28 protein-coding genes are annotated in these 24,547 nt (G+C 40.0%); 14 read left to right on the top strand and 14 right to left on the bottom strand.

Annotated elements, in window-relative coordinates; translation table 11 throughout:
• Positions 1 to 161 precede the first annotated feature (161 nt).
• The 3 genes from NSQ11_RS05065 to NSQ11_RS05055 all read left to right on the top strand — a co-directional run bounded on the left by NSQ11_RS05065 (position 162) and on the right by NSQ11_RS05055 (position 2,472).
• A complete protein-coding gene (locus NSQ11_RS05065; protein WP_008348883.1) occupies positions 162 to 590 on the top strand; it encodes an HIT family protein in 429 nt (142 codons plus the stop codon).
• 158 nt (positions 591 to 748) lie between these two features.
• Positions 749 to 1,828 carry a 3-phosphoserine/phosphohydroxythreonine transaminase gene (gene serC / locus NSQ11_RS05060; RefSeq protein WP_017360313.1) on the top strand — a complete coding sequence of 360 codons (1,080 nt, stop codon included), beginning with the start codon at positions 749 to 751 and terminating at the stop codon, positions 1,826 to 1,828.
• Between the two features lie 125 nt (positions 1,829 to 1,953).
• Entirely contained in the window at positions 1,954 to 2,472 is a 519-nt protein-coding gene (locus NSQ11_RS05055) for a tryptophan transporter (RefSeq protein WP_017360314.1), read from the top strand.
• Between the two features lie 254 nt (positions 2,473 to 2,726).
• Here NSQ11_RS05055 and NSQ11_RS05050 read toward each other — a convergent pair whose 3' ends face one another.
• Entirely contained in the window at positions 2,727 to 2,918 is a 192-nt protein-coding gene (locus NSQ11_RS05050; protein ID WP_008348888.1) for a hypothetical protein, read from the bottom strand.
• 128 nt (positions 2,919 to 3,046) lie between these two features.
• Here NSQ11_RS05050 and NSQ11_RS05045 point away from each other — a divergent pair, with 128 nt between their 5' ends.
• Together NSQ11_RS05045 and NSQ11_RS05040 are read left to right on the top strand one after the other, a co-directional pair.
• Entirely contained in the window at positions 3,047 to 3,403 is a 357-nt protein-coding gene (locus NSQ11_RS05045) for a YtxH domain-containing protein (protein WP_007497160.1), read from the top strand.
• Positions 3,404 to 3,590: 187 nt separating this feature from the next.
• Positions 3,591 to 4,205 carry an HTH-type transcriptional regulator Hpr gene (locus tag NSQ11_RS05040; RefSeq protein ID WP_007497158.1) on the top strand — a complete coding sequence of 205 codons (615 nt, stop codon included), beginning with the start codon at positions 3,591 to 3,593 and terminating at the stop codon, positions 4,203 to 4,205.
• Here the strand turns inward: NSQ11_RS05040 and NSQ11_RS05035 are convergent.
• Positions 4,183 to 4,527: a YhaI family protein gene (locus NSQ11_RS05035; RefSeq protein WP_007497157.1), complete on the bottom strand. Its 345-nt coding sequence runs from the start codon at positions 4,525 to 4,527 to the stop codon at positions 4,183 to 4,185. The genes NSQ11_RS05040 and NSQ11_RS05035 overlap by 23 nt on opposite strands.
• Before the next feature lie 234 nt (positions 4,528 to 4,761).
• Here NSQ11_RS05035 and NSQ11_RS05030 point away from each other — a divergent pair, with 234 nt between their 5' ends.
• Positions 4,762 to 5,280, top strand: coding sequence for a DUF3267 domain-containing protein (locus NSQ11_RS05030; protein ID WP_007497155.1), 519 nt, complete (start codon positions 4,762 to 4,764; stop codon positions 5,278 to 5,280).
• Between the two features lie 82 nt (positions 5,281 to 5,362).
• Complete coding sequence (locus NSQ11_RS05025) at positions 5,363 to 5,548, top strand: hypothetical protein (protein ID WP_072368131.1); 186 nt, start codon at positions 5,363 to 5,365, stop codon at positions 5,546 to 5,548.
• A 53-nt stretch (positions 5,549 to 5,601) separates the two neighbouring features.
• Here the strand turns inward: NSQ11_RS05025 and NSQ11_RS05020 are convergent, their stop codons facing one another.
• Entirely contained in the window at positions 5,602 to 5,691 is a 90-nt protein-coding gene (locus tag NSQ11_RS05020; protein WP_017360317.1) for a YjcZ family sporulation protein, read from the bottom strand.
• 145 nt (positions 5,692 to 5,836) lie between these two features.
• Positions 5,837 to 5,923: a YjcZ family sporulation protein gene (locus NSQ11_RS05015; protein ID WP_008361129.1), complete on the bottom strand. Its 87-nt coding sequence runs from the start codon at positions 5,921 to 5,923 to the stop codon at positions 5,837 to 5,839.
• A gap of 161 nt (positions 5,924 to 6,084) precedes the next feature.
• Between NSQ11_RS05015 and NSQ11_RS05010 the strand changes: the two genes are divergently transcribed.
• Positions 6,085 to 6,960, top strand: coding sequence for a peptidylprolyl isomerase (locus NSQ11_RS05010; RefSeq protein ID WP_007497153.1), 876 nt, complete (start codon positions 6,085 to 6,087; stop codon positions 6,958 to 6,960).
• Between the two features lie 55 nt (positions 6,961 to 7,015).
• On the opposite strand, the gene NSQ11_RS05005 is transcribed toward NSQ11_RS05010, so the two are convergent.
• The 4 genes from NSQ11_RS05005 to NSQ11_RS04990 form a co-directional block, all read right to left on the bottom strand.
• Positions 7,016 to 7,246: a sporulation YhaL family protein gene (locus NSQ11_RS05005; RefSeq protein WP_017360318.1), complete on the bottom strand. Its 231-nt coding sequence runs from the start codon at positions 7,244 to 7,246 to the stop codon at positions 7,016 to 7,018.
• A gap of 108 nt (positions 7,247 to 7,354) precedes the next feature.
• Entirely contained in the window at positions 7,355 to 8,308 is a 954-nt protein-coding gene (gene yhaM, locus NSQ11_RS05000) for a 3'-5' exoribonuclease YhaM (protein WP_007497151.1), read from the bottom strand.
• Between the two features lie 62 nt (positions 8,309 to 8,370).
• Positions 8,371 to 11,157 (bottom strand): AAA family ATPase, encoded by a 2,787-nt coding sequence (locus tag NSQ11_RS04995; protein WP_048001730.1) that lies wholly within the window; start codon positions 11,155 to 11,157, stop codon positions 8,371 to 8,373.
• A gap of 16 nt (positions 11,158 to 11,173) precedes the next feature.
• Positions 11,174 to 12,388 (bottom strand): DNA repair exonuclease, encoded by a 1,215-nt coding sequence (locus NSQ11_RS04990; protein ID WP_048001731.1) that lies wholly within the window; start codon positions 12,386 to 12,388, stop codon positions 11,174 to 11,176.
• 173 nt (positions 12,389 to 12,561) lie between these two features.
• Here NSQ11_RS04990 and NSQ11_RS04985 point away from each other — a divergent pair, with 173 nt between their 5' ends.
• Positions 12,562 to 12,750, top strand: coding sequence for a YhzD family protein (locus NSQ11_RS04985; protein WP_024719988.1), 189 nt, complete (start codon positions 12,562 to 12,564; stop codon positions 12,748 to 12,750).
• A gap of 35 nt (positions 12,751 to 12,785) precedes the next feature.
• Here NSQ11_RS04985 and NSQ11_RS04980 read toward each other — a convergent pair whose 3' ends face one another.
• Positions 12,786 to 13,601, bottom strand: a complete 816-nt coding sequence (locus NSQ11_RS04980) for an enoyl-CoA hydratase (RefSeq protein WP_080688154.1) — start codon at positions 13,599 to 13,601, stop codon at positions 12,786 to 12,788.
• Positions 13,602 to 13,736: 135 nt separating this feature from the next.
• Between NSQ11_RS04980 and NSQ11_RS04975 the strand changes: the two genes are divergently transcribed.
• From NSQ11_RS04975 to NSQ11_RS04965, 3 genes are all read left to right on the top strand, one after another.
• Positions 13,737 to 14,063, top strand: a complete 327-nt coding sequence (locus tag NSQ11_RS04975) for a hypothetical protein (protein WP_025207030.1) — start codon at positions 13,737 to 13,739, stop codon at positions 14,061 to 14,063.
• A 64-nt stretch (positions 14,064 to 14,127) separates the two neighbouring features.
• Positions 14,128 to 14,625 carry a cation:proton antiporter regulatory subunit gene (locus NSQ11_RS04970; RefSeq protein ID WP_008348915.1) on the top strand — a complete coding sequence of 166 codons (498 nt, stop codon included), beginning with the start codon at positions 14,128 to 14,130 and terminating at the stop codon, positions 14,623 to 14,625.
• 3 nt (positions 14,626 to 14,628) lie between these two features.
• Positions 14,629 to 15,852, top strand: coding sequence for a cation:proton antiporter (locus tag NSQ11_RS04965; protein ID WP_007497140.1), 1,224 nt, complete (start codon positions 14,629 to 14,631; stop codon positions 15,850 to 15,852).
• A gap of 37 nt (positions 15,853 to 15,889) precedes the next feature.
• Here NSQ11_RS04965 and NSQ11_RS04960 read toward each other — a convergent pair whose 3' ends face one another.
• The 5 genes from NSQ11_RS04960 to NSQ11_RS04940 all read right to left on the bottom strand — a co-directional run bounded on the left by NSQ11_RS04960 (position 15,890) and on the right by NSQ11_RS04940 (position 21,777).
• The gene (locus NSQ11_RS04960; RefSeq protein ID WP_342501287.1) at positions 15,890 to 17,164 is read right to left on the bottom strand and encodes a SidA/IucD/PvdA family monooxygenase; all 1,275 of its coding nucleotides are present in this window, start codon (positions 17,162 to 17,164) and stop codon (positions 15,890 to 15,892) included.
• Positions 17,165 to 17,239: 75 nt separating this feature from the next.
• Positions 17,240 to 18,739, bottom strand: coding sequence for a coproporphyrinogen III oxidase (locus NSQ11_RS04955; RefSeq protein ID WP_081114748.1), 1,500 nt, complete (start codon positions 18,737 to 18,739; stop codon positions 17,240 to 17,242).
• A 113-nt stretch (positions 18,740 to 18,852) separates the two neighbouring features.
• Complete coding sequence (locus tag NSQ11_RS04950; protein ID WP_008348923.1) at positions 18,853 to 19,719, bottom strand: Cof-type HAD-IIB family hydrolase; 867 nt, start codon at positions 19,717 to 19,719, stop codon at positions 18,853 to 18,855.
• A 445-nt stretch (positions 19,720 to 20,164) separates the two neighbouring features.
• Positions 20,165 to 20,521 carry a YlbF family regulator gene (locus NSQ11_RS04945; protein WP_007497132.1) on the bottom strand — a complete coding sequence of 119 codons (357 nt, stop codon included), beginning with the start codon at positions 20,519 to 20,521 and terminating at the stop codon, positions 20,165 to 20,167.
• A 122-nt stretch (positions 20,522 to 20,643) separates the two neighbouring features.
• Positions 20,644 to 21,777, bottom strand: coding sequence for a DUF445 family protein (locus NSQ11_RS04940; protein ID WP_017360325.1), 1,134 nt, complete (start codon positions 21,775 to 21,777; stop codon positions 20,644 to 20,646).
• A 214-nt stretch (positions 21,778 to 21,991) separates the two neighbouring features.
• On the opposite strand from NSQ11_RS04940, the gene NSQ11_RS04935 reads away from it, so the two are divergent.
• Positions 21,992 to 23,098 (top strand): YheC/YheD family protein, encoded by a 1,107-nt coding sequence (locus NSQ11_RS04935; RefSeq protein ID WP_135227145.1) that lies wholly within the window; start codon positions 21,992 to 21,994, stop codon positions 23,096 to 23,098.
• A complete protein-coding gene (locus tag NSQ11_RS04930) occupies positions 23,055 to 24,413 on the top strand; it encodes a YheC/YheD family protein (protein WP_046343082.1) in 1,359 nt (452 codons plus the stop codon). The genes NSQ11_RS04935 and NSQ11_RS04930 overlap by 44 nt, the downstream gene beginning before the upstream one ends.
• Positions 24,414 to 24,547: the final 134 nt, after the last annotated feature.

Here is a 24,547-nt window from a genome sequence, read left to right as displayed (position 1 = left end):
TTATTTCAGTAAATAGAGAATTCAAAAGGCATATCAAATGAAAGCATCAGCATTTCTTCTGCAGGAGCAGGATGAGCGACCAAAGGAGTTCGCTTGTCCTGTTTTCTTTTTTGCTTCTTTTTGTGATACGATAAAGGAAAAATAATGAGGAGTGACATGGCGTGAGCGACTGCATTTTTTGCAAGATCATTGATGGAGACATTCCATGTGCAAAAGTATATGAAGACGAGCATGTATTGGCTTTTCTTGATATCAGCCAAGTAACAAAAGGACATACCCTTGTAATCCCGAAAATACATAAAGAAAACATTTATGACATGACACCAGAAGTGTCTAATCATTACTTCCAAGCGATTCCGAAAATTGCTAGAGCCATCAAACAAGAATTTGAACCAATTGGTTTAAACCTTCTGAACAACAACGGTGAAAAAGCTGGACAATCTGTGTTCCATTACCATATGCATATTATTCCGCGTTATGGCAAAGGCGACGGCTTTGGTGCCGTATGGAAATCACACCAAGATCAATATACATCAGAGGATTTAAAAGACATTTCTTCTGCCATCCATACGCGCCTTACCTCATCTTAATTGATGAGGTTTTTCTTTTTTTCGCCTCTTTTCTGAGCTTATCCTCTGAATCGTAAGATATTTAGGACGATTCAAATTTTTTGTCCAAATGCTTCAAATTTGTGATAGGATGGTTTTATCTTTTGATCCATTAACGCGAGAAATAGGGAGAGATTGTGATGAAGCGAACGACGAATTTTAATGCTGGTCCGGCGGCGCTGCCGCTAGAAGTGCTTCAAAAAGCACAGGAAGAACTTGTTGATTTTAAACAAACCGGGATGTCTGTGATGGAACTTTCTCATCGCAGCGGTGAGTATGAAGAAGTCCACAATAAAGCGAAAGCACTCTTGGTAGAATTGATGGACATTCCAGAAGATTATGAGGTCCTCTTTTTACAAGGCGGGGCAAGTCTTCAATTTGCAATGATTCCGATGAACTTCTTACATGAAGGCGAAACGGCTCATTTCATCCAAACAGGTGCTTGGTCAGAGAAAGCCTTGTCAGAAGCAAAAGGGTTTGGTGAAACATCAGTGTTTGCCTCAAGTGAAGACGACAACTATTCGTATATTCCAGATGTAGATGCGTCCGTTTTAAATGACGGTGCTTACTTGCACATCACATCGAACAATACCATTTTCGGTACTCAGTGGAAAACGTTCCCGAACACGTCACTCCCGCTTATTGCCGACATGTCCAGTGATATTCTCAGCAAAAAAATAGACGTGTCTTCATTTGATTTCATTTATGCCGGGGCACAAAAAAATCTAGGGCCTTCTGGTATCACGATTGTGATCGCGCGCAAACGTTTATTAGAGAAAGAAAAAAGCGGCACACCTAAAATTTTAAAATATTCAACACATGCCAAAGCCAATTCTCTTTATCACACACCACCGACTTTTGCGATTTATATGCTGTCCCTTGTCCTGGAGCAAGTGAAACAGGCGGGCGGTGTAGAAGCAGCAGAAAAACGCAATGAACAAAAAGCAGCACTTCTGTATGATACGATTGATCAAAGCGGCGGTTTTTACAAAGGACATGCACGTGCTGACAGCCGTTCGCATATGAATGTCACGTTTACCCTGCGTGATGATGCACTCACTGCATCCTTTGTGGAGAAAGCAAAACAAGAACAAATGGTTGGACTCGCCGGCCACCGTTCTGTTGGCGGATGCAGAGCCTCGATTTACAACGCCGTCTCTATAGAAGACTGCCAAAAGCTTGCGGACTTTATGAAAAAGTTCCAGCAAGAAAATGAGTAAAAAGGCTTTTCTATCGTGAAATAAATTTGTTATAATAACGAGAAATATAAAGTCATGACTCTTGCAATAAATGATCAGCCATATTATTGGAGAGTTCTAAGAGCTTAGCAGAGGAGAGCATAGAAATGAAAACAAAAGAATTAGTGATTATGTCATTGCTTGCAGCAATGGGAGCTGTTTTGCATACGATTTTCCCGCCCATCTTTTTCGGAATGAAACCTGATATGATGCTGGTTATGATGTTTTTAAGCATCATCCTTTTTCCGAAGGTACAGCATGTCGTTGTGATCGCCCTAGTCACTGGGGTCATTTCCGCTTTGACAACAGGTTTTCCAGGCGGACAAATTCCAAATATGATTGATAAACCGGTGACAGCCTTTATCTTCTTAGCCCTTTTCTTATCTTGCCTGAAGATCAAGAACAAAGTCGTTCTGACCGCTGTACTCACCGCTGTTGGGACCGTCGTATCGGGCGTGATTTTCCTATCTGCCGCTTTACTGATTACTGGACTGCCGGCTGCGTTACCAGCACTTCTTGTAGGTGTTGTCCTGCCAGCAACTGTGATCAATACGATAGCTATGGTATTTGTCTTCCCGATTGCTCAGTCCATATTAAAGCGCGCAAGAATGATTGAAGTCGCTTAACGAATAACTGAACCTCTTCATTAGATGAAGAGGTTTTTTTCATATTGTTGACAAAGGGCTAAAATGATTCTTTATTTTAGCCCTTTGTCTTCTTTTCAGCATGATTGAAAGCCCTTGAAGTCTAGGAAGGACGAGTACTGGCGCGGAGCGAATTTGACATTCGTGAGCACCTGCACGCAGGACTGACAACGAATGCGAGGGTTTGTCTACATGCTGGAACCTCTTCATTAGATGAAGAGTTTTTTTTCATGCTTCTATAAAAGAAAAAGGGTAAGCAGCAAAATGGAGAGCGAAATCCCTGCACCTGCTGCACACACAATTGCTTTTTGTCTTAATACATGTTTTGGCGGATAAGACCCTGCATACCCAAGCTGCCTTACATAATGAATAGAACCACCTGCGAAAATCACACACATACACGTAAAAACGAACAGAAAGACAGACAACCTTCTCCCCTCCCTTTTCTTCAAAAGTATGCTAAAATAAAGCAAGCTATGTATGGAAGTTCAATGAAGCTGATCGTCAGCTCAGAGAGAACATGCGAATGTGTAAAATTTGACTAGAGGTGATTGGAATGGCTAGTGGACGTTCTTTATTAACAGGATTATTTGTAGGCGGTCTCCTCGGAGGTGCGGCAGTGCTCCTGACGACTCCCTCTTCTGGCAGAGATGTACGCGGAAAGATGAAAGACGGCTATGACAAATTCGAAGATACGCTGACAAGATTAAAAAGAGATGGACAAGCTTTAAAAGAGCAGATTGTTGAAACCGCAAAAGAAAGTGCTGAAGTCATTAAAGAGGTCGGAACTGAATTACAAACATCGATACAGCAATGGCGCGAGGAAATCAAACCTCATCAGCAGGACTTACAAAAGGAAATTCAGGAAATTGAGGAAAAGCTCAAACAACTGGAGAAAACCTTACAAAACTAATATACTCACAAAAAAATATTCGTTTACAAAAGTGTGCGGGGTGCGTATCCCGCACTTTTTTTGTTGAAAAAAGGTTATTTTGTCAATGTTTTTCATGACTTTTAAAAATTCTTGAATTTTCAGCTTTATTAATCTTTATTTTATTGGCATAATAGAATTACAAGAAAAAGAGAAGTAGGTGAAATGGATGAATCATTCGGAACAGCCTTTCGATGTAAAAGAAGCACTTTTATTCAGTCAAAGAATGGCCCAATTGAGCAAAGCTCTTTGGAAATCCATTGAAAAGGACTGGCAGCAGTGGATCAAACCGTATAACCTAAATATCAATGAACATCATATTTTGTGGATTGCGTATCAATTAAAAGGAGCTTCAATATCAGAAATTGCAAAGTTTGGCGTCATGCATGTATCAACGGCGTTTAACTTCTCTAAAAAATTAGAGGAAAGAGGATTTTTAAAATTTTCTAAAAAGTTAAACGATAAACGCAATACGTATATTGAACTAACGCCAAAAGGCGAAGAGACATTCCATAAACTACTCGAAGATTACGACCCGGCCCGAACTGGTATTGTCAAAGGCGCACAGCCGCTTCATGACATTTACGGAAAGTTCCCTGAAATTTTAGAAATGATGTGTATTATCCGAAACATTTATGGTGAGGATTTCATGGAGATTTTTGAGAAATCGTTTTCAAACATTGAGAAGGACTTTTTGAATGAACGTGGGAAAGTCACGAAAAAGCCTGAAGAACTTGAAGACTCAGCAGAGGAAAAAGCTTCTAAAGCAAATCAAATTGTTTAATGATCTTTATAAATTCATTCATTAACGGCTGAAACAGCCCTTGATCATGCAAAGCAAAAATCGTCTCATGAACATCCAGCTTTTCAATTAACTGTCCCGCAAACAGCGCAAGGAGATCGTCGAACATGACGTAGCCTTGTGCTTTTTGCTTGTCCATTTCATCTGAGAGCTCAGCACAAATACGCTCAATGTCCTTTGCCTCTTCTTTCGATACACGCTGCCGGATCAATAGCGCATAATATGGATAACGGCTCATATCTGTTGCCGTCAGTAACAGTTCCATATAATATTCGAGCTGGCTCATTCGTTCCTCAATACTCATGTACGTTCCCTCTTTCTCTTAGTCACTCTATTTTAGCCGAAATTACTCATTGACGAAAGAGACGAACCTCCCTCTTATGTCTTTTTTTCTTGAAAAACCCAAAGTTTCCTCTCTTTATTCCATATGAATGTAACAATTTATTTTTTTTCATGAAAACCATTGATTTTTATCCTCAGGAAGAGTAAATTATCTTGAGATATTCAATTAGTTTTTTTGAGATTGGAAGGATGAAAAATGAATTGTTGGAAGACCATTAATCTTGAAAAGGATTATGGTTATACGAGAATGATGATTTCAGCCATATGTCTTACTGTATTTTTTTTCATTATGGCATTTTTATGTTTTCAACTGACTCATCCTGAAACGAGACTCAGCAGTCACAATGCACCACTTTTTGTCGTGCTTTTACTTGCGACATTGCTTGTCCACCGCGTGGTTCACTTGATCCCAGTCATGAAACATAAGAAAAAAATGACGTTATTTAAACGAAATTGCTGGCAGCGCGTGCCTAAGAGAGTGATGCTTTTCTCACTGCTCAGCCCGTTTTGTGTCATCTCACCTGTTTACTTTGTTTTAGGAATGGCATTTCCAATGTACGCACACTATTTTATTATGATCGCAAGTATTCATGCAGGCTATTGTTTGCCTGACTTTTTATTTGCTTGGAAACTGCTAAAAGCGCCAAAATCATGCATCATTGATCAAGCCCAAGACGAGTTTGATATTTTAGTTGACCCAACTTCCTCATCATGAGGTTTTTAAAGCCAACTTCTATCTTTTTCATAAAAAATTTGGTAATGTAGTATGGGAATAGCATAGAGAGGGGGGATCTCCGATAGTTTTATTTTACTTCATCGTCTTTGCCGCGTTTATTGTGTATTCAATAAACAGGCTTACTAATACATTATGCCTTGTCAGAGAGATTCCTGAAGAACGGCAAGATAAGGTGTTTCGCTTTATCAATGTATCGATACTGATCTTACTGATCTCATCATTTGTTGAAATTACCATATCTATTTAAGATCAAAGCAAAAGCTGCCTGTTTGATGGCAGCTTTTTGTGTATGATGATCTATTAGCAAATCCAAGATGCACCGATAATGATCAATAAGATGAATAATACGACGACTAGTGCAAAACCGCCAGCAAAGACTTCTCCTCCCATGTGAAAACACCTCCTGCCAGTTCTTCCTCTGTTCTAAGCTCAGTGTATGCAGAAAATTTTAAAACGTTTAGGCACTTGTCATCGTTTTAAAAAAGAACCGCCCGCACGCATGGCAGGACGGCTCCTTTCTGTAACAGCGATTTAATTAATAAAGATATGCTGCACCAACGATGATCAGCAAAATGAATAGCACGACCAATAAAGCAAACCCATTAGAATATCCTGCTCCCATATAATTCAGCCTCCTTTTTGTGATCAATATATGTGTATGTTGGTCGCAAAAATTTGACTAGACGAATGCCCTCCCATTTGCATTTCTTTTTACAGCATGTCACAATATGTTATGATACAAGCAATGATAAATAAATTGGAAAGATTAGGAGTGTTTTTTGAATGAAAAAAATGGCTTTAGCAGCTGTAACAGCAGTAAGTGTTTTAACTCTTGGCGCATGCAGTAGCGGTGACAAAGAAGTGATCGCAACAACAAAATCAGGAGATGTCACAAAAGAAGAGCTTTACACAACACTTAAAAAACAAGCAGGTGGAGATGCTTTAAACCTACTTGTTCAACAAAAGGTTCTTGCTGACAAATACAAAGTATCAGATAAAGAAATTGATAAGAAATTGGAAGAATATAAAAAGACACTTGGTGAAGATCGTTTAAAACAACTTCAAGATGAATTCGGAAAAGATTACATCAAAGATCAAGTAAAATATGAGCTGCTGACTCAAAAGGCTGCCAAAGCTAACATCAAAATCACTGACAAAGAAGTAAAAGCGTATTATGATGACCTAAAAGGGAAAATCCGTGCAAGCCACATTTTAGTTGCTGACAAGAAAACAGCAGATGAAGTAGAAAAGAAATTAGATAAAGGCGAAAAATGGGATGACCTTGTATCTGAATATTCAACTGACACTGCTTCAGCAGCACAAGGCGGCGATGTAGGCTGGTTCGCAAAAGATGGCCAAATGGATGAGAACTTCAGTAAAGCTGCCTTCAAACTAAAAGTAAATGAAATCAGCAAACCAGTAAAATCTCAATTTGGTTACCATATCATTAAAAAGACCGAAGAACGCGGTAAATACGATGACATGAAAGCAGACTTGAAAAAAGAACTGCTTGATCAAAAACAAGCAGATAACAATGAAATTCAGACGATCTTAAACAAATTGGTGAAAGATGCTGATGTGAAAGTAAAAGATAAAGAACTTGAAAATACATTCAAAGAAAAATCTGAGCAAACCACACAACAAACAACAAACCAATAATGAACGAAAAACCCCTCTACATGAACTTGTAGAGGGGTTTTTTTATTCTTATTGATTATGCAATCGAATGGTCCTCATGCTTCGCCGTTTCCTGTGATCGTTTCATTTGCTGTCCTTGACGTCTACGCTCTCTCTCCTGCTCCATTCGTTCGATAAAGATTTCTCCCTCTTTTTCAATAAAGGATTGATCAATCTCTTGCTCCTCTTTGGCTGTCGTCATTAATTTATAGGCACAAAAAATAATACCAATGATACATGCATATACCCACCATGGAAAAAATAACATTGTCTTCCCCTCCTTTTTCAGGACTAATCTCTCTTCCTTTGTGTTACATGCTTATGCGAAAAGAAGACAAGTTATGAAAAAAAACGCCCGCATCAAACGGGCGTTTTATCATGATGATTCATTGTGAAAGGTTGGTTTATAAAACGAACGATTCTCTAGTGCAAAAATACGCTCTGTATATTCTCCTGGCTTCACATGCTCAAGCGCACGATCCATCATGTTCATTTTTGCATCTAAATTATCTATATAGTGGAGAATTTCGGCTTCCTTCACCATTGGTGGTTTAGGACTGCCCCACTCCCCTTTTCCATGATGACTCAGCACTAAATGCTGCAGAATCAGAATTTCCTCAGAATCAATGCCAAGCTCCTCTGCGGCTTTCGCAATTTCTGTCACCATAATAGAAATGTGGCCAATTAAGTTCCCTTCTACTGTATATGTGGTGGAGACAGGACCCGAAAGCTCTTTGACTTTCCCTAAATCATGTAGAATGATCCCTGAATATAAAAGATCTCGATCTAGTGATGGGTATAGATCAACAATGGATTTCGCTAAATGAAGCATCGATACCACGTGATAGGCAAGACCCGAAACAAACTCGTGATGGTTTTTCGTAGCTGCTGGGTAATCAGCGAATTCCTGTCCATATTTCTTCAGCAAATGTCTTGTGACACGCTGAATATTAGGGTTTTTCATATCAAAAATATATTGCATGATGGTATCCATCATATCGTGCTTTGGAATAGGAGCTGTTTCTAGAAAATCATCAATGCGGATTTGCTCGTTTTCAGCAACAGGACGTATATTCCTAAGCTTCAGCTGATTCCTTCCGCGATAATGATGAATATCACCTACTACCTTCACAATGGTTTGCGCGGCATATGTGAGTTCATCATTCTGCTTTGCATCCCATAGCTTCGCCTCAATATCTCCACTTTGATCTTGAAGAATTAACGTTAAAAATGGTTTGCCATTACTCGCAATCCCTTTAGTAGATGATTTAATTAATAAATGCAGGTCAACTTGTTCGCCGACGTCATAGGTCATGATCCCTTTAGCCATTCAATAAATGCTCCTTCCATGTTTCTGCTCATATAAGTATAACATAAGTCATAATTTGTCAATCATTCCACTACTAAACTCGTAATCTGCCCGTCTTCCGCTGCTTGTTTCATATAATGATGACAAGTGAAATAAAACAGCTGTGTTTCAAAACGAGTGAGTTCATTCATCAGCTCCAGCACCCTGTCTAGACGGACATGATCAAAGTGAACGAAACTGTCATCCATCATAAATGGGAGCTGACAATCTTGCTGGTGGGACAAAGCAAGTGCAAAACGAATCGAGAGATAAATTTGCTCACATGTTGCTTGTGAAAGCTCCTCCGGGCGGAATAGGCGTCCATCCCTCCGTTTCACAATCAGCCGGTCATCTTCGGCAGAAAATAAAATCACTTCATATCGATCATTCGTTAACGGCTGAATAAATCGGGAAGCTGTTTGGAGGAGTGCTGGTAGCCTCGTTTCTTTATGCTCATTGAGTTTCTCTCGAATGACGGAACGAACGAGCTGAATAGCCGCCCATTTTTTCGCTAGATGCTTTGCCTGCTCCTGCTCTACAGCAAGCTGATGAGTCAAATCAGACACTGTACCTGATGCTTCTATTTGGCGTATTTCTACTGCTAATTCTGCCAAGCGTTTTTTCATATTCGTCACATTCTCTTGCAATTCATTCAGACGTTTTTTTGCTTGTGCACACTGCTCCTCAAGGGTGCGTAAACCTTTACGGACAATGACCTCTTCCTCATCTATATAACCGCTTTTGTGCAGCTCTTGGTTCAGCTGCTGCAAATTGTACAGCCGCTCACGGTATTCTTTGGATAGATGAGATAGGACATGATAATCTTCTTTTGACGCTGCTTCTACTTTTCGAAAAAGCTCGTCCGTTTGTTTTTCATAATATTGAACTTCTCCTTCTAATGTTGTCAGCTGCTGCTCTACATGTTGAATGGATACGTGCAATGTCTGACATTCTTTTTCTCTTTTTTCCTCATCTTTCAATATCTCTTGAAAGGCTGAGATATTCTCTTGAATGGTCCCTTCTTTTCTTTGAAGGAGACTCATGAGCGCTGAAACTCTTTGCTCGTAGGTCGATTGCTGCTGTGTGAGCATCTCTATTTCCTTGTTAAGCGCCTCATATGCCGCTGTATTCGCTTTTAATTGTTTCAGGATATGGAAAGCTTCCACAAGGAATGAGAGCTCTGAGGACAAACCCAGCTGCCTTCTCATATCTTCTACTTGCTGCTGTACAGGTTCCAGTTCCCGCTCCCAGTCTTCATACTGCTGTATCATTCTTTCGTATAAAAGCTCCTTTTGCTTCACTAGCGTTTCAGCTGAAGCTGTTTGAACTTGAAAAGAATGATAGGCGTTACTGTCGTTTGCTTCCTTCATCTGAGTCTGTTTAAGCACTGGATAAATAGCAATCAAGATAAATACGGAAAATCCTGCAAACAGTAACGTCACCCAGCTCTCTGCTAAAACGAATAAGACCGTGAGAATGATAGCACATAGCACGAACATCAGCGGGAATAACCACACTCTGGAATGCTTCTGTTTCACTGTAGCCCTTGTGCCCCTGACATCTTCTGCATCTTGCTCTTTAACGGGCTGTTCCTTTAATCCTTTTAGAGCGGTTTCCGCTTCTTCTAGCTCATGTCTTGCATGATCAAACCGGTCATCGAGCTGCGTTTTCCTATCCATTAAACGAACGTATTGGCTCACAGCCTCTTTTAATTCCCACTCAAAGTCAAGTGAATCATCCAGCTGGTCAAGCTTGATTGGACGCTGCCACTTCAGCTTCGCTGATGCTTCTTCTATTTTTTGTTTCAAAGAATTCTGCTCTGTTTTCCCTTCTGCTAAGCGTTTCTTCACAAGTTCAGCATCAGATGATTCAGCTATGACTCGCTTCATCTCCAATACCGTATCCTTGTCATAGAGTGGCTGAACTTGCGTGAGCGACGTTTGCAAATGATCTAATTTTTGTTTCAGTGCCGTCACTTGCGCCTTTTTTGGGTGAAGGTGTGATTCTAATTTATCAAGTTCATGCGCGGTTTCCGGTCTAAACCGTTTGACTCGTTCTGGATAACTAGCCAAATCTTTTTTTAACTCTATCTTTTTTTCTATCATAGGATAAAGTCGAATATGTTCAGTCAAAAGCTGAATCTCTTCTTCAGTCTGTCTCATTGCATGCTGAAGCATTTCTACCTTCTCGGTTAATTCAGCTTGTTCTTTTTTCTTTGCAGTATAACGACTTTCTACCAATTTGGCCTGTTTCAACTTACTTGACAGCTCTTTTACATGATCAAGCTGCTGATTTAATTCAGGCTTACGTCCATTCGGTTTAAAAAGCTGCTCCTGCTGTTTTAGTAACCTGCTGTCCATTTTGGATGCCGCATCTGAGCCAAACAAACTTGAAAAGAGTAGAAATTCCCCTATTTGATCTTGATTTAATGCTTGTACATTTTGCAGACCAAACACGTCAAAAGAATAGATCGATTGGTATAATCTGCGATCCGTTCCCTTTAACATCGCATGTAGAAACGCTTCATCTTTCACTTCACCATTTGGCAGCAACACCTGAGCTTGTCCGCCATGATCAGATGTTCTTTCAATATGAATCACACCTAATTCCTCATCTAAACATGTAAGAGACCCGCCATAAAATGAGCCATGCTTTGGCTTATACATATGGCTTTTGGAAAAACCAAATAATATCGATTCAATAAACGCCTTCAATGTCGTTTTCCCCGATTCATTCAGGCCATAAACTAACTGAAAACCGTCATCAGAAAAGTGGAAGGTTTGATTGGAAAATTTCCCGAAATTCGCAATATGGAGTGAACGTATTTTCATCATGCCTCTCCTTTTCTCATAAATGCTTCAGCTGTTCTGCCAGCAGCCTTTGTGCCTCTTCTTTAATATCGATCTCGTCCTCTTTTGTAAAAGCTCTTCCTGCCTTTCTATAGGTTGGATGACGCTTGATCGGTGAAAGCAGCTCATCATACGCATCAAACTCGGCAATTTCTGCTGTTAGTTCTGTCAAAAAAGAATCTTCTGGATAGACGGCATCTTCATGTGTCCGGCAGTCAATCGACATCACCCAAACGAACAAGTCTTCATCTTCCTCCTGTTCATGAAGAACAGCCATCAGCTCCTCAAGCACTTCAAGCTGCGTGAGCTCCATATAAGCAGGAGCATCGCCAGTTAGTACGATTTTCACAAAATGAGGAACACCTCTCTCTTTCAGTCCACTCATCTTTTTGTCCACAAGTGTCACAAGATCGGTCATATGAGCGGTATGTGTGATATCTATTGTCAATGTCTCAAAGATGACATCTGAACAGCTCATAAACTCCGCTCTTTGAGCATCTTCAGATAGGTAAACGACATAACAGCCTTTCTCTCCTGTTTCTTTTATATGTCTTCCTTGCACGTTTCCAGGATAGATCACCATTGGGTCTTCATGCAGAAGAGTCCGCTTATGAATATGTCCAAGCGCCCAATAATCAAAATCCCGCGCTAGAAGCTGCTGAAGCTGAAATGGTGCATACGCATCATGCCCTTCTTGACCTGCTAATGTGCCGTGAAGCATGGCAATATGATAGGGGGCATCTGTTGTTTTTTCATAATAAGGTGTCATATTTTCATGGACAGCTCGCTCTTTGTAGCTGAACCCGTAAATACTTGCCACAAGCTGACCATCTCTATAAAAGGCTTGCTCACTTGGCGTACTGCTCAAAAAAACGTGAACATTCTCTGGCCACTCAATTGGTGTCCATTCACCACCTAAATGATCATGATTACCATAAATAACAAACACTTCAATCCCGTGTGATTGTAGCTGAAGAAACTGATTTCTTAAAAAAAGCTGTGCTTTTAGGCTGCGATTCGATTCGTCAAATAGATCTCCGCTAAGCAGCATAAAGTCTACTTCTCGATCAATTGCAAGTTCAAACATGTTCTTGGCACTTTGAAATGTACTTTCTTTCAACCTCTTAAAAATTCGGTTCGGTATATTGGACATTCCCGCAAACGGACTATCTAAATGAAGATCTGCGGCATGAATAAAAGTGAGCTTCGTCAAACGTCTATCTCCTTGTACGTTACTGTAGTTGTCCATATTTTATCACGCCGTTTTTACGAATGCACGTTCTATCGCTCTTATTCTAAAAAACACATTTTTAGGGGTAAAAAAAGAGGTTTTAACTTCCTCCTTGTATAATTCATTAAAAAACAAGAAGAAAGGGAAGATCAGAGATGGAGAAAACCTACTATTTGACTGTATTTGATTCGTCAGGTGAAACCTTATTAAACGAAAAAATCACCACAGATAGTGATGAAAAAGCAAAAGAATTAGGACGTCATCGTTTAATCGAACAACAATACACAAAGCATTCTCACCGGCTCGTCAATGATGCAGGTAAACTTCTTTTATTTGAACGTTAAAAAAGCCGGCATCCGCCGGCCATTCATTCTTCTATTTAATGAAACACAGGACGTCTTTTTTCCAAAAACGCTTGAACACCCTCCTGATGATCACGGCTTTGTCTCAGTCTAGCTTGTGCAGCACGCTCTTTTTGAAGAACGGCTAACAGCTGTGATTCTGACTGCTGAAAATAAATCATCTTTGTTTCAACAAAGGCTTGAAGTGGCATATTTAAAAATGGCTTGACGCACGCTTTCTGATAAGTATCTACCTCATCTTGAAACACGCCGTCTGCAAGGCGAAGCTTGAGCGCTTCTTCAGCCGGCAGCTTTTGCCCGCTCCAAATCAATTGTTTAGCGGTTTGTTCACTAACTCTTTTGGTGAGGAAAAAATGCCCTCCGCCATCTGGGATTAACCCGATTCCATTAAAGTTCATGGCAAGTTTAGCATCTTGATGCATAAACAAATAGTCACAGCTAAGGGCAAAGCTAAAAGCAAGACCAGCCGCTGCCCCGTGGACAAGTGCAATCGTCACTTTTTTCATACTGGCTAAAGAAAGTGTAATTCCCTCGATCAGATCCATCACGCGATGAAAATCTTCTTCACGATCTTGCTTTAGCATCATGCCAATATCTCCGCCTGCTGAAAACCCTTTGCCCATCCCCTTGAGTACAACAATTTTCGCACTGCTCTCACTCGCTGTATCACACGCTTCCTTCAATTCAGCAAACATGTCAACATGAAACGAATTATACGCTTCAGGCCTATTGAAAACGATTTCAAAAATATCCCCATCTACCTGACAATTGATATATGTCATCATCCATTCCCCCTCTTTCTTTTCAAGCTCATCACTTACTTCAATTTCCATCAAGCAATTCCTTTTCCTCTACACAAAAAATTTCAAGATCAACTGATACTAAAATAAGCATAATTGTTGAAACGAGAAATATATTTTTATATAGTAAAATAAGAAATAAAACATCATATGAAAGGGGGAGAATGATTGATAAGAAGTTCCATATGTATATTGATTAGCTGCATCGTCATGTTTTCTCCCTTTTCAAATGTCGTTTTTGCTTCACAAGCAGAAGCGAGCACACCGAGCCTGATTTCTCCATCGATTTATGATGAAGAAATCAATGCTGTGAAGACACCTCCGTTTTCAAAAAAACATGCCGCATCTCTTCTGTTAAAACAGAGGTTATCAATGGGCGCTTCAAAAGCTTTTCTTGTAAAGCTTGCATCAACCACAGCGTTATCTATTGATTTATGTTTTTTAGAAATGAAGTGTGCAATCCCCATTATGTACCAATCAAATTACCTCGACTGATTCATTTTATTTCATCCGTACTCACTATATGAAAAACAAAACCTATCATATTCGGAGGGATAAAATGAACATTAAAGAAAATGATCTTCCTGGGATTGGAAAGAAATTTGAAATTGAAACGAGAAATAGAGAAAAGATGACGATTGTGATTCATGATGATGGCAGACGGGAGATTTATCGTTTCGACGATGAAGATCCAGATGAAATACTGTCCACCATTTCTCTCGATGATGCTGAAGCCCGGCAAATTGCGGCCATTATTGGCGGTATGGTGTATAAGCCGCAAGCACTTGAAACGATTGAAATGGCATTCAATGATTTGATCATTGAATGGTTTAAGGTAGAAAAAGACGCAAAAGCGGTTGGACATACACTCGGCGATTTAGATGTGAGACAAAATTATGAAGTCACCGTCATTGCGATCATTAAACATACAAATGAAAAATTACTCAACCCCGGTGCCGATTCGATTATTCAAGCAAATGATACGATGGTCATTTCAGGCGAAAGAAAACACTTGAAGCGATTGATACGTGATTTTCTTTCTAGAGGGGGAGAGTGATGAATGGATCATTTAGTCTTTGAAGTTGGAACGGCGCTTATTCTCATCGCCATTGCCAGCTTAATCGCCAATAAAATTAAATTTTCTATCATTCCTTTTCTCATTGTCCTCGGGATGATTGTTGGTCCGCATGCACCAACAATCGGGATCATTGATTTGAAGTTTATCGAGAGCACCGAGATTATTTCGTTTTTTGGTAGAATGGGTGTCCTGTTCCTTCTATTCTACCTTGGGCTTGAGTTCTCTGTCGGCAAACTCATAAAATCGGGTAAATCCATTGCAGTCGGCGGATCTATTTATATTTTGATCAACTTTAGCTTAGGATTGCTTTATGGGTTTATCACAGGCTTTGGATTCCTTGAAGTTCTCATTATGGCAGGCGTTATCACCATTTCATCCAGCGCCATTGTCGCCAAAGTCCTTGTCGATTTAAAACGGACAGCGAACCCTGAAACAGAGTTAATTCTTGGGATTATTATGTTTGAGGATATTTTTCTCGCCGTCTATTTATCTGTCGTATCCGGTCTTGTCCTTGGAGATGCCACGTCCGTTGGCGGTGCCTTATTATCTATTTTAATCGCTTTTGGTTACATGATGATTTTCTTTATCATCGCACGTAAGCTGCCAAAACTATTAAACAAACTATTCGATATCCGTTCAAATGAAGTATTTATCATTGTCATTTTTGCCGCTTTGTTCTTCGTGGCTGGTTTTTCAGAGACGATTCATGTCGCAGAGGCCATTGGCGCTCTCTTACTCGGTCTTGTGTTTTCAGAAACAGAGCACTCAGACCGCATTGAACATCTCGTTGTTCCTTTTAGAGATTTCTTTGGCGCCATGTTCTTCTTCAGCTTCGGATTAAGTATTGATCCATTTACATTAGGAGATGCCTTCTGGCTTGCGATCGGCGCTGTCATTCTTACCTTAATTGGGAACTTCACCGCCGGGATGTTTGCTGGAAGAAGAGCCGGTTTCTCTCATAAAGCTTCTTCTAATATTGGATTAACCATCGTATCAAGAGGAGAGTTTTCCATCATTGTAGCCGAACTTGGGATTGCAGGCGGGCTTGCCGCTACATTGAAGCCATTTGCTGCATTATATGTATTAATCCTTGCGATTTTAGGACCGCTAGTGACGAAAGAATCAAAGCGTATCTATCAAATCCTAAACAAAATCTTCAAATGGAAAACTGAAAAACCAAAAGTAAAAAGAGAAACAACCATTTAATTGAAAAGGGCCCTGTGCTGGGGCCCTTTTTTTATATCTATTCAAATTGCTGAAATGCCGTTTCTTGCTTCACTTGTTCTTTCGTATCCCCGCGAATGGTTCGGATGACTTTCTGATTGCGGTAGATCGATAGTTTTAAATTGGTCGCCGCTGTTCCATGAGAGTGATCGAGGTTCGTGAATGTAAAGAAATGATGAGACCGTTTGTCTTTAAACACAAGCCTGAAGTCGTCTGTCACTTTAAAATGCTTATCGCTCTCCCATTCAATCAATGGTTCATATGCGCTAAACCATTCCGGAATATTAGGCGTATATCCTGTAGCCAATACCACATGATCGGCTGTGATTTTCTTTTCTTTCTTCAGTTGCCATTGTTTCAAATGCAGCTCTAACTGCTGCTCATCCTCCATATGTATCGCTTCAAGCTCAGTCATTGGCTGAATGAGTACAGAAGGCTCTTCTCCTGAAACGGAGCGATGGTACAATTCCTGATAAATACGAGAAAGCGTCGATGCATCTATGCCATTCCTTAATCCTGCCAGTCTAGGCAATGTGTTCATCCGTTCTTCATAAGGAAGGGAATGAAAATATTCAACATACTTAGGTGTAAATAGCTCCTGACCAAGCTCCGCTGTCTCTAGCTCTCTAAATTCACTTGAACGTGTAAACCATGAAAGCTTCTGTCCTTTCTTCTGATGCTGAAGCAGGTCTAAGAAAATTTCAGCTGCACTCTGACCTGAACCAATCACCGCCACCGTTTCAGCTTCATGAAGTTCTTTTTGTTGATCCACATAACGGCTGCTATGGGTCACATGCGGCAACGCAGCTTCTGGCACATCGACAGGAATCATCGGCTTGCTTCCCGTTCCAAGAACGACATGTTTTGCACGATATTCAGAAAGCGCCCCATCTTTCAACCGCCGAACTTTTACAAGATACCCGTCTTCACAGTCGGTCACTTCTTCCACCTTCATCCCGAACTGACAGCTATCTAATTCACCTGCAACCCATGATAAATACTCATTGAATTCTCTCCGGGGGATATCAAATTGTTCAAATGTATAAAAGCGGTGAAGCCTGTTTGATTCATGTAAATAATTTAAAAATGTATACTTGCTCCTTGGATTAGCCATTGTCACAAGGTCCGCTAGAAAGGAAACTTGTAAGTCTGTTCCTTTGATGAGCATACCAGGATGCCAAGCAAATTCGGTTTCCTGTTCAAAAAAACAGCATGTCACATCTTCATACTCCTCTAATAAAGCGGCCAATCCTAAATTTGCTGGCCCAATCCCAATTCCGATCACATCCATCATATGTACACCTGCTTTATCTTTTTACCCCCTATATACCCTTTTACAAATGAAAAAAACACTGCGTCACCGCAGTGTTTACATGTGAGAAACAAATAATGACTCAAGGAATTGAATCTTCTCTTCCGTATAGTGCTCATAACGATCATTATAAGACTTTGGATCTTTTGGATTGGCATATTGCGTAATTTTTCCAGTTCGCGGATCAATGAATTTACTCGCAGCACCGCATCCGATGCCAATGATCGTCTGCACCTCTTCCATGATGATAATATTATACAAACTTTCCTGTCCATCTAACGAATACCCGACATTTTCGAGATTCCCTAAAATGTTTTTTTGTCTGTATAAATAGTACGGATGATAGTCATGTTCCTTTGTCCAAGCAACCGCTTCATCCATCATACGTGTGATCTCTTCTCGGTCTGCCACTTGATACTTTTCCTTATTGCGGGTCATTTCAGACGCTCTCTTAAAGGAAAGTGTATGCACCGTTAAAGATTCGGGCTTCAGTTCTTCTGTCTTGTACAAGGAATGTTGGAATTCCTTTAGCCCTTCTCCTGGCAGCCCGATGATTAAGTCCATGTTAATATTATTCATGCCATACTGCCTTGATAAATGATACTTTTCAATCGTTTCTTCCACACTATGGTGCCGGCCAATCGCTTTCAATGTTTCATTCTCATATGATTGCGGATTGATACTAATCCGGTCAATATGATAACGGTTGAGCACTTCCAGCTTATCAGGTGAAATCGTATCAGGTCGTCCCGCTTCTACAGTGACTTCCCGAATATGTTTCACATCTGGAAAAGAGCGATACATCTCCTCATACAGCAAATCCATTTCTTCTGCTGTAATACTCGTTGGAGTACCTCCGCCAAAATAAACAGTCGTCACTTTAATCCCATGTTCCTTTAACCATTCGCCCATTTTTTGCATCTCATAATGCAGCCCAAAAAGAAACGTTCCCACTCTTCCAGCTTGTCCTTGAATGGCATAAGCAGGGAACGTGCAATAAGCACATTTTGTTGGACAGAAAGGAATACCGATATAAATACTCACTTCCTCCTGTAGATCGTACAGATCTGGAATAGCTTTGATTTGACGATCAACAATCTCCTGCATCAAATGGATCTTTTCATCATGAATCAAGTAATCGCGCTTTAACGCTGCATGTGCTTCTTCCTTTGTCATGCCTTCTCTTAGCATCTTATGAAGTAATTTCGTAGGGCGTATCCCCGTAAGAATCCCCCATTTTTGCGTCATTCCTGTATATTCCTGAAGCAGATGTAAATAAACAGACAACACAGTGTTTTTGATTTGCTTCCAGCGCTCTTTTTCATTCAAGCTCTCTGGCATCTCTCTTGTAAAACGACTCGTCATATCTGATCCAGCAATATGGCCAGAAGCCTCCACCATACCGCCATTTTCTTTCCAATCAAACACCATCACTAGGCCATCGTTTGCTTCACCGGAATCAAACAGCACTTCACTATCTTCTTCAAATAAATTGGCTATATTGACAAGCGGTCGATGAAATCGTTCATCAGACAGCCCTTTAACTAAAATTCGCATCGTATCACCTTTATCTTCAAACTTGTTTCATTTTACAAAATTCATCTAGGAAAAGCAATGAAGAGAACAGACGAAGGCCCTGCCATTTCTTAATAGACAGGGCCTTCATTATATTATCGTTTAATATCAAATTGATGTAAAAAACCTTCCCTTTGCTGCATTCTAAAGTATTCTTTGATCATATAAGCAACACCCTGTTCATCATGAGAACGTGTCACCCAATCGGCTTTACGTTTGACCGAATGAGGTGCATTCCCCATCGCAACGCCTAAGCCAGCTAACTCAAGCATCGGGATGTCGTCTGTCCCGTGACCGATCACGACCGTATCTTCTAATGTAAAACCTAATGCTGAGGTTAAAAGAGAAAGTCCTGCCTCTTTCGATACCCCTTTGCATACAATGTTCATTTTCTCATCACTGATCTTAATCAGATCAACAGATGGGAATGCTTGTTGAATGGTTGTGTGGATTTCAGGCTGAAGTGCTGCCGTCGAATACACTTCAATGACAGGTGTGCTAACCGGTTCATCCATGAGCATATCACTTAATGATTCAACAAATTGAACGGGATAGAAAATGGGATCAGACGGATGAATCAACGTTTTTCCCATCAATTGAGACTGTGTTTTTTTCCGATTGCCGATTGAGAATTTTTCATGTAACAAGCGAACATTACAATCAAAGCTTTCAAGGATCTGCACAAGATTAAATGTTTTCTCTTCCGTTAATTTCTTCACATGGAGCGGCTCATCAAGCTTATCAGCGATAAATGCACCACTATGCGTCACAAGAGTTGAAGTCGGTATTTTCAACGCCTTGGCAATTTTTTGCGCGGATCGAAAATGACGGTTGGTGACAATCGTCACGTAAACCCCTTTTTTCTTAACATATTCCACAGCTTCTTTTGTAGCGGAATGGATTTTCCCATTGGAACGAAGTAACGTTCCATCTATATTGAGTGCAAGTAGCTTTTTTGACACTGAGGCATCCCCCTTCTTGATGACTGTACTTACGATGAGGATATGCCCTAGCTTATCGCTTTAGAACATGCAGTTGAAGCAGCCCTTGTTTTATGTCTAATCGCAAATAAAAAAAGCCTACCCCTAGGCTTTTTTTTATGTATGGTTTGGATGCGTAACAATGGCGTGATGAAGCTCCCCATGATCCCCTCATCTTTCACACACCAAAGCATTGCTTATATCATATCCCCTTATGCTTTGCTTTTCTCCCAGAAGCGCTTCTCTCTCATTTGGCTCATCGCCGTAAATCCAAAGTGGAACGCACCCAATTCATCACGATAGCGCTTTTTGAAAGCACTTTCAATAAGTATTATCGCAGAATTTACGAGCTTCGACAACCCTTTTTTTAAAGATATACAAGTGGCGATATGAATGAAAAAAAGGGCGAATATGATCGCCCTTTCAATTAATTTTCTTCTGCATTTCCATAAAGCTCTTCAAGAGGCTTCATGATAATTTTATTTAATTCACCGATGAGAACACTTACGCGTTGTTCTGCTTCCATCAACTGAGAGATTTTATCGTGCTGCTGCACAAGTGCAACCGTTTTTTGCGCTTGCTCTACTTCTTCTTGTGTAATCTCTTGCCCAGTCATTTGTTTTTGCTGAAGGTTTACTTGAATGTCACGGAAGTTCTCAAACATTCTTTTAGAGGACTCATCCCCATTTACCTCATCATAAAGATTTCTTAACGCTGAATATTCTTCGCTATGACGCAGTGCTTTTTCAAGGTCATATGCAACATCATAAAGATTTACAGACATGTTATGTCTCCTTTCTATCCGTTATCACCGATATGGATCGGCGGACACCACTCCACTATAACAAACTATGGCTTTCGTTTCACATATATACAATAAATTCATCGAAATTTCTCGATCTTGCCTTAGAATAAGGTGACAAAAATCGCTTGGACAGCACCGATCAATCCACCTAAAAGACCGCCTAAAAATGTGATCATCTTCAGCTCCTTATTAGATATGCTGATCACAAGCTCTTCCATTTTTTCAAGCGGGAAAAGTTCAATTTGTTCACGAATAATTTCTTCAAATTGGAGCTTTGCGAGCAGTCCCTCAAGCGCATTAGATGCGGCTTCAATCCCTTTATCAATGAGAGACGGAGCAAATTTGGTCTTAAGATCATCCGCTACTGCACTGATGTAAACTCCTACTGGTCTATCTAACAGCACCTTTGTAGAAAAATGTGAAAGCAATTGCTTTTTCACACTAAATAGAAGCTCTTTCACATTCCATTTTTTATCAAGCTCATGTAAAGAAAATTGCTTTACCTTGTCCCATTCTTGAACAAGTAAATCTGATAAAAACCTTTTTGTCTCTGCATTCTTTAAGAACTTCATCATTTCAGGATGTACGCGATCAATTAAGCTTGAATTCCCTAAAAACATTTGGACCATACTGCCAAGCATTCCTCGTTCTTTTAAGAAATCATCTATCATATGACCGAGTCTTGCTTTTCCCTCATCACTTTCAAAATAATGAATGCCTCTCTTTAAAATATAATCTGCGGCATCTGGAATTTTGGATGCAAGCTTATTTTCTACATCCTGTGGCAGCAGCTCAGACAACGTTTGCTGATCATACTTTTCAAGCAGTGAGTGGAGCTTATGATCAGTCCACTGATGAAGCCATGCGTCAGCTTTAACGTCAGCCTGTGAAAAACCGTATCTTTCTAACATGGAGAAAACCGTCATTTCCATATCAGCACCTTTATCAATATATCGGTGCACTGTCTGCAATATCTCTTGCCTTGCCTCCGATGATTCAAATCGTTTTTGAATACCCTCTGGCGTTAGTAAATGCTCCATCACCATGACGCCAACCTGCTTGGCTACTTCATCTCTCCTTTTAGGAATAAGACCTGGTGTAAATGGGAGCTGCTTCCCAAATAAATAATATGGCTTATACGGACGAAAGAGCATTTTAATTGCGAGATGGTTTGTTGCTGCCCCTATCACTGCACCTATCACAATCATAAAGATAAACGTTGTGAATATATCCAAAGTCGTCATCTACCTTTCAAACAACACCTGAAGTTTATTGTTTTTATCTATACGTATTATAGTTGTTGTCAAGAGCCCAAGCAAATGAAGCATTCAATGTGACATATGAGACAACGATCTGTCGTAATGATATAGGAACGCCAAGTTTATGTAAAATCAACAAAAAGTGTTTTTCAGATGTTAAAAAAAGAATTTGAAAAGTAGGTGTTGTTTCATGACGTCAACGCTCGGCATTGTCACTCTTTCTCCGAAGCATGAAGAGGCATTCACACTTCAGCTTGCCAAAGCAGCCTCTTCTTTTGATTTAGAAGTTGTTCGTTTTTCACCTCTAGATTTAAAGCCTGCTTCAAATATCATTCACGGTCAAAAATTTAAGACTGGCAAAGGATTTGAAGCGTCAGAATTTCAGATTCCTGACTTGATTTATGATCGTTGTCTTTATCAGCATGACGCACAATCAAAAAAAGCAAAACCTATCATGAATTGGTTAAAAAAGTATCCAAAAACCGTTTTTTTGAATACTGGAATTTCAAATAAAATGCGGCTATTCGAGCAGCTCCGTCTCCTCCCTTCTTTACAACCATACTTACCTGTCTGCTCTCTATTGACAGAGCCTTCAGACCTTCTCAACTTGGTCAGAAAGGGCGGATATTGTAAAATACAGCCGCTTTCTCAACAGCACGCAGCACCCTCTTGCTTCATTTCTTTAAGAGACAAATCACTCATTACTGTGCAGCTAAACGCTAAGCAAATCATCACCTTTTCACATTCAGAAGAGGTTGAGCGTTGGTGCAAAAAGTATATCGGCCGATCTTTCCTTCAATTTTTTAACACGAATGATCAAAAAGACGTTATTTTCAATGAAATTAGGATTTTTCTTATAAAAAATTCACAAAATCAATGGAATAGCATGGGGATTCATACAAAACCATCAGTAGAAAACAGCCTTTTAAGCAATACACAAAATTCCATTCATGTGGTAGCCTTTGATCACTATTTAAACTCATTAAAGCCACACATCAAGGAGCTGCTGTTAGATGATGTTGCCTCCATTCAGTCATCTCTTCCAGCGTTTATAGACAAAACTTTCTCACCGTGTATTGAATTCGCTATAGACTTGCTTCATACAAATGAAGGCAGACTTTTCATCTCAAATGTAAGATCAAAGCCAGGACGATCCTCTTTTTTAAAAGCTTACCCTGAGAGGGAGAATCAATTGATTCAGACCATACTTGAACATGCCAAATCGATGATGGCTGAAGAAAAGGAGGTTCCTTATGAAGAGAAAACGCTACATCATCGCTCCTCATTCAGCAAGTGAAAAAACAGTACATCTCCCTGCTCAGTTTAAAGAGCAGGGGGCAATTTTATCTATTGCTTTAGGTTCTTGTTTAGTAGATGATTTCACCATTTCCTATCATCATCAATCACAAAGGATTTTATTATCAGAAGACCTTTATCGCGCTTTACTCATTCCATACAAAACGAAAGCTGATGTCATATTAGTTCAACATACACTCTATATAGGACCTCTCATCGGCATTTTCACTGCAGGATTCGAACAAAATACAGCACCTTTAGGCGCAAGATCTTCCTATTTTATAAAACTGCTGCAATCTTGCAGGCAGCATGCTGGTTTTGCATATCTTTTTGGTACTCATTCTATCGATTGGGATAAAGGAATAGTAGACGGTTTGCTTTACCAAGAGGAGCGCTGGGTAAAAAAGCAGATGCCCCTCCCATCCGTTGTTTATGACCGGCTGCCTAATAGAAAGGCTGCTCAGTCGGCATTCATTCAAGAAACAAAACGAAAACTCATTCAAGACTACGATATCCCTTGGTTCAACCCTTATTTTTTTAATAAATGGGACATTCATGAACAGCTATTAACAGATGAAAAAACAAGCTTTTTCTTACCACATTCCATACGATTAGATCCTTTTGATGCTTTAATTAAAATAGAAACACTCCTTCATCTGCATCATGTCATTTATTTAAAACCAACAAACGGCAGTCACGGAGACGGTATTTATCAGTTAAAGAAGACGGAAAACGGGATCACTGTCTGCTCAAATAAAGGGAAATCCACTTCATATCATTCTGTAGACCATTTCGTGAAAAAACTGCGAAAAGATTGTGCAATGCAAGACTTGATTGCACAACAAGGCATTGAGCTTCTTCAAATAGACAATCAACCACTGGATTTCAGAATTCATACGAATAAAAATAAGTATGGTCATTGGACTGTTACAGCCGTTGCTGGAAAAGTTTCAGGAGATCACACTGTCACAACCCATCAACTGCATGGTGGTTCAGTAAAAACACTGTATGATATCTTTCCTGATGCAGAGAAACGTTTGAAGATTTTGCAAGAGCTCTCTGATACTGCCCTAGCACTTAGTCGTGTGATAGATGAAAAAATGCCTGGTCTGATTGGGGAAATTGGCTTTGACTTAGGTATTGATCACTTGGGTGCTATCTGGATGTTTGAAGCCAATTCTCGTCCAGGCCGCGAGATTTTTCTGCATGCACCATTGAAAAACTCAGAATGGCTGATTGGGAAAAGAATCGTTGAATACGCATCTTACCTAACACAAATGGCTCTTACTCCTATAGACCATGCAAACGCCTACTGATGTTTTCTTTTCATGTCTCTGAAATCTGTGCTTTCCCTATGCTCTTTTCATCAGATGAGATACAATAAAACCAAGTTCAAGGTTGTTTCCGGATTGTCGTGTGTATTTATTGTTTCATCAATAAAAGCAAGGAG

This window comes from Bacillus sp. FSL W7-1582 (genome assembly GCF_038593325.1).
Taxonomy (GTDB): domain Bacteria; phylum Bacillota; class Bacilli; order Bacillales; family Bacillaceae; genus Bacillus; species Bacillus altitudinis.
The sequence above is the reverse complement of the archived record's forward strand: the minus strand, read 5'-3'. Positions and strand labels throughout refer to the sequence as shown.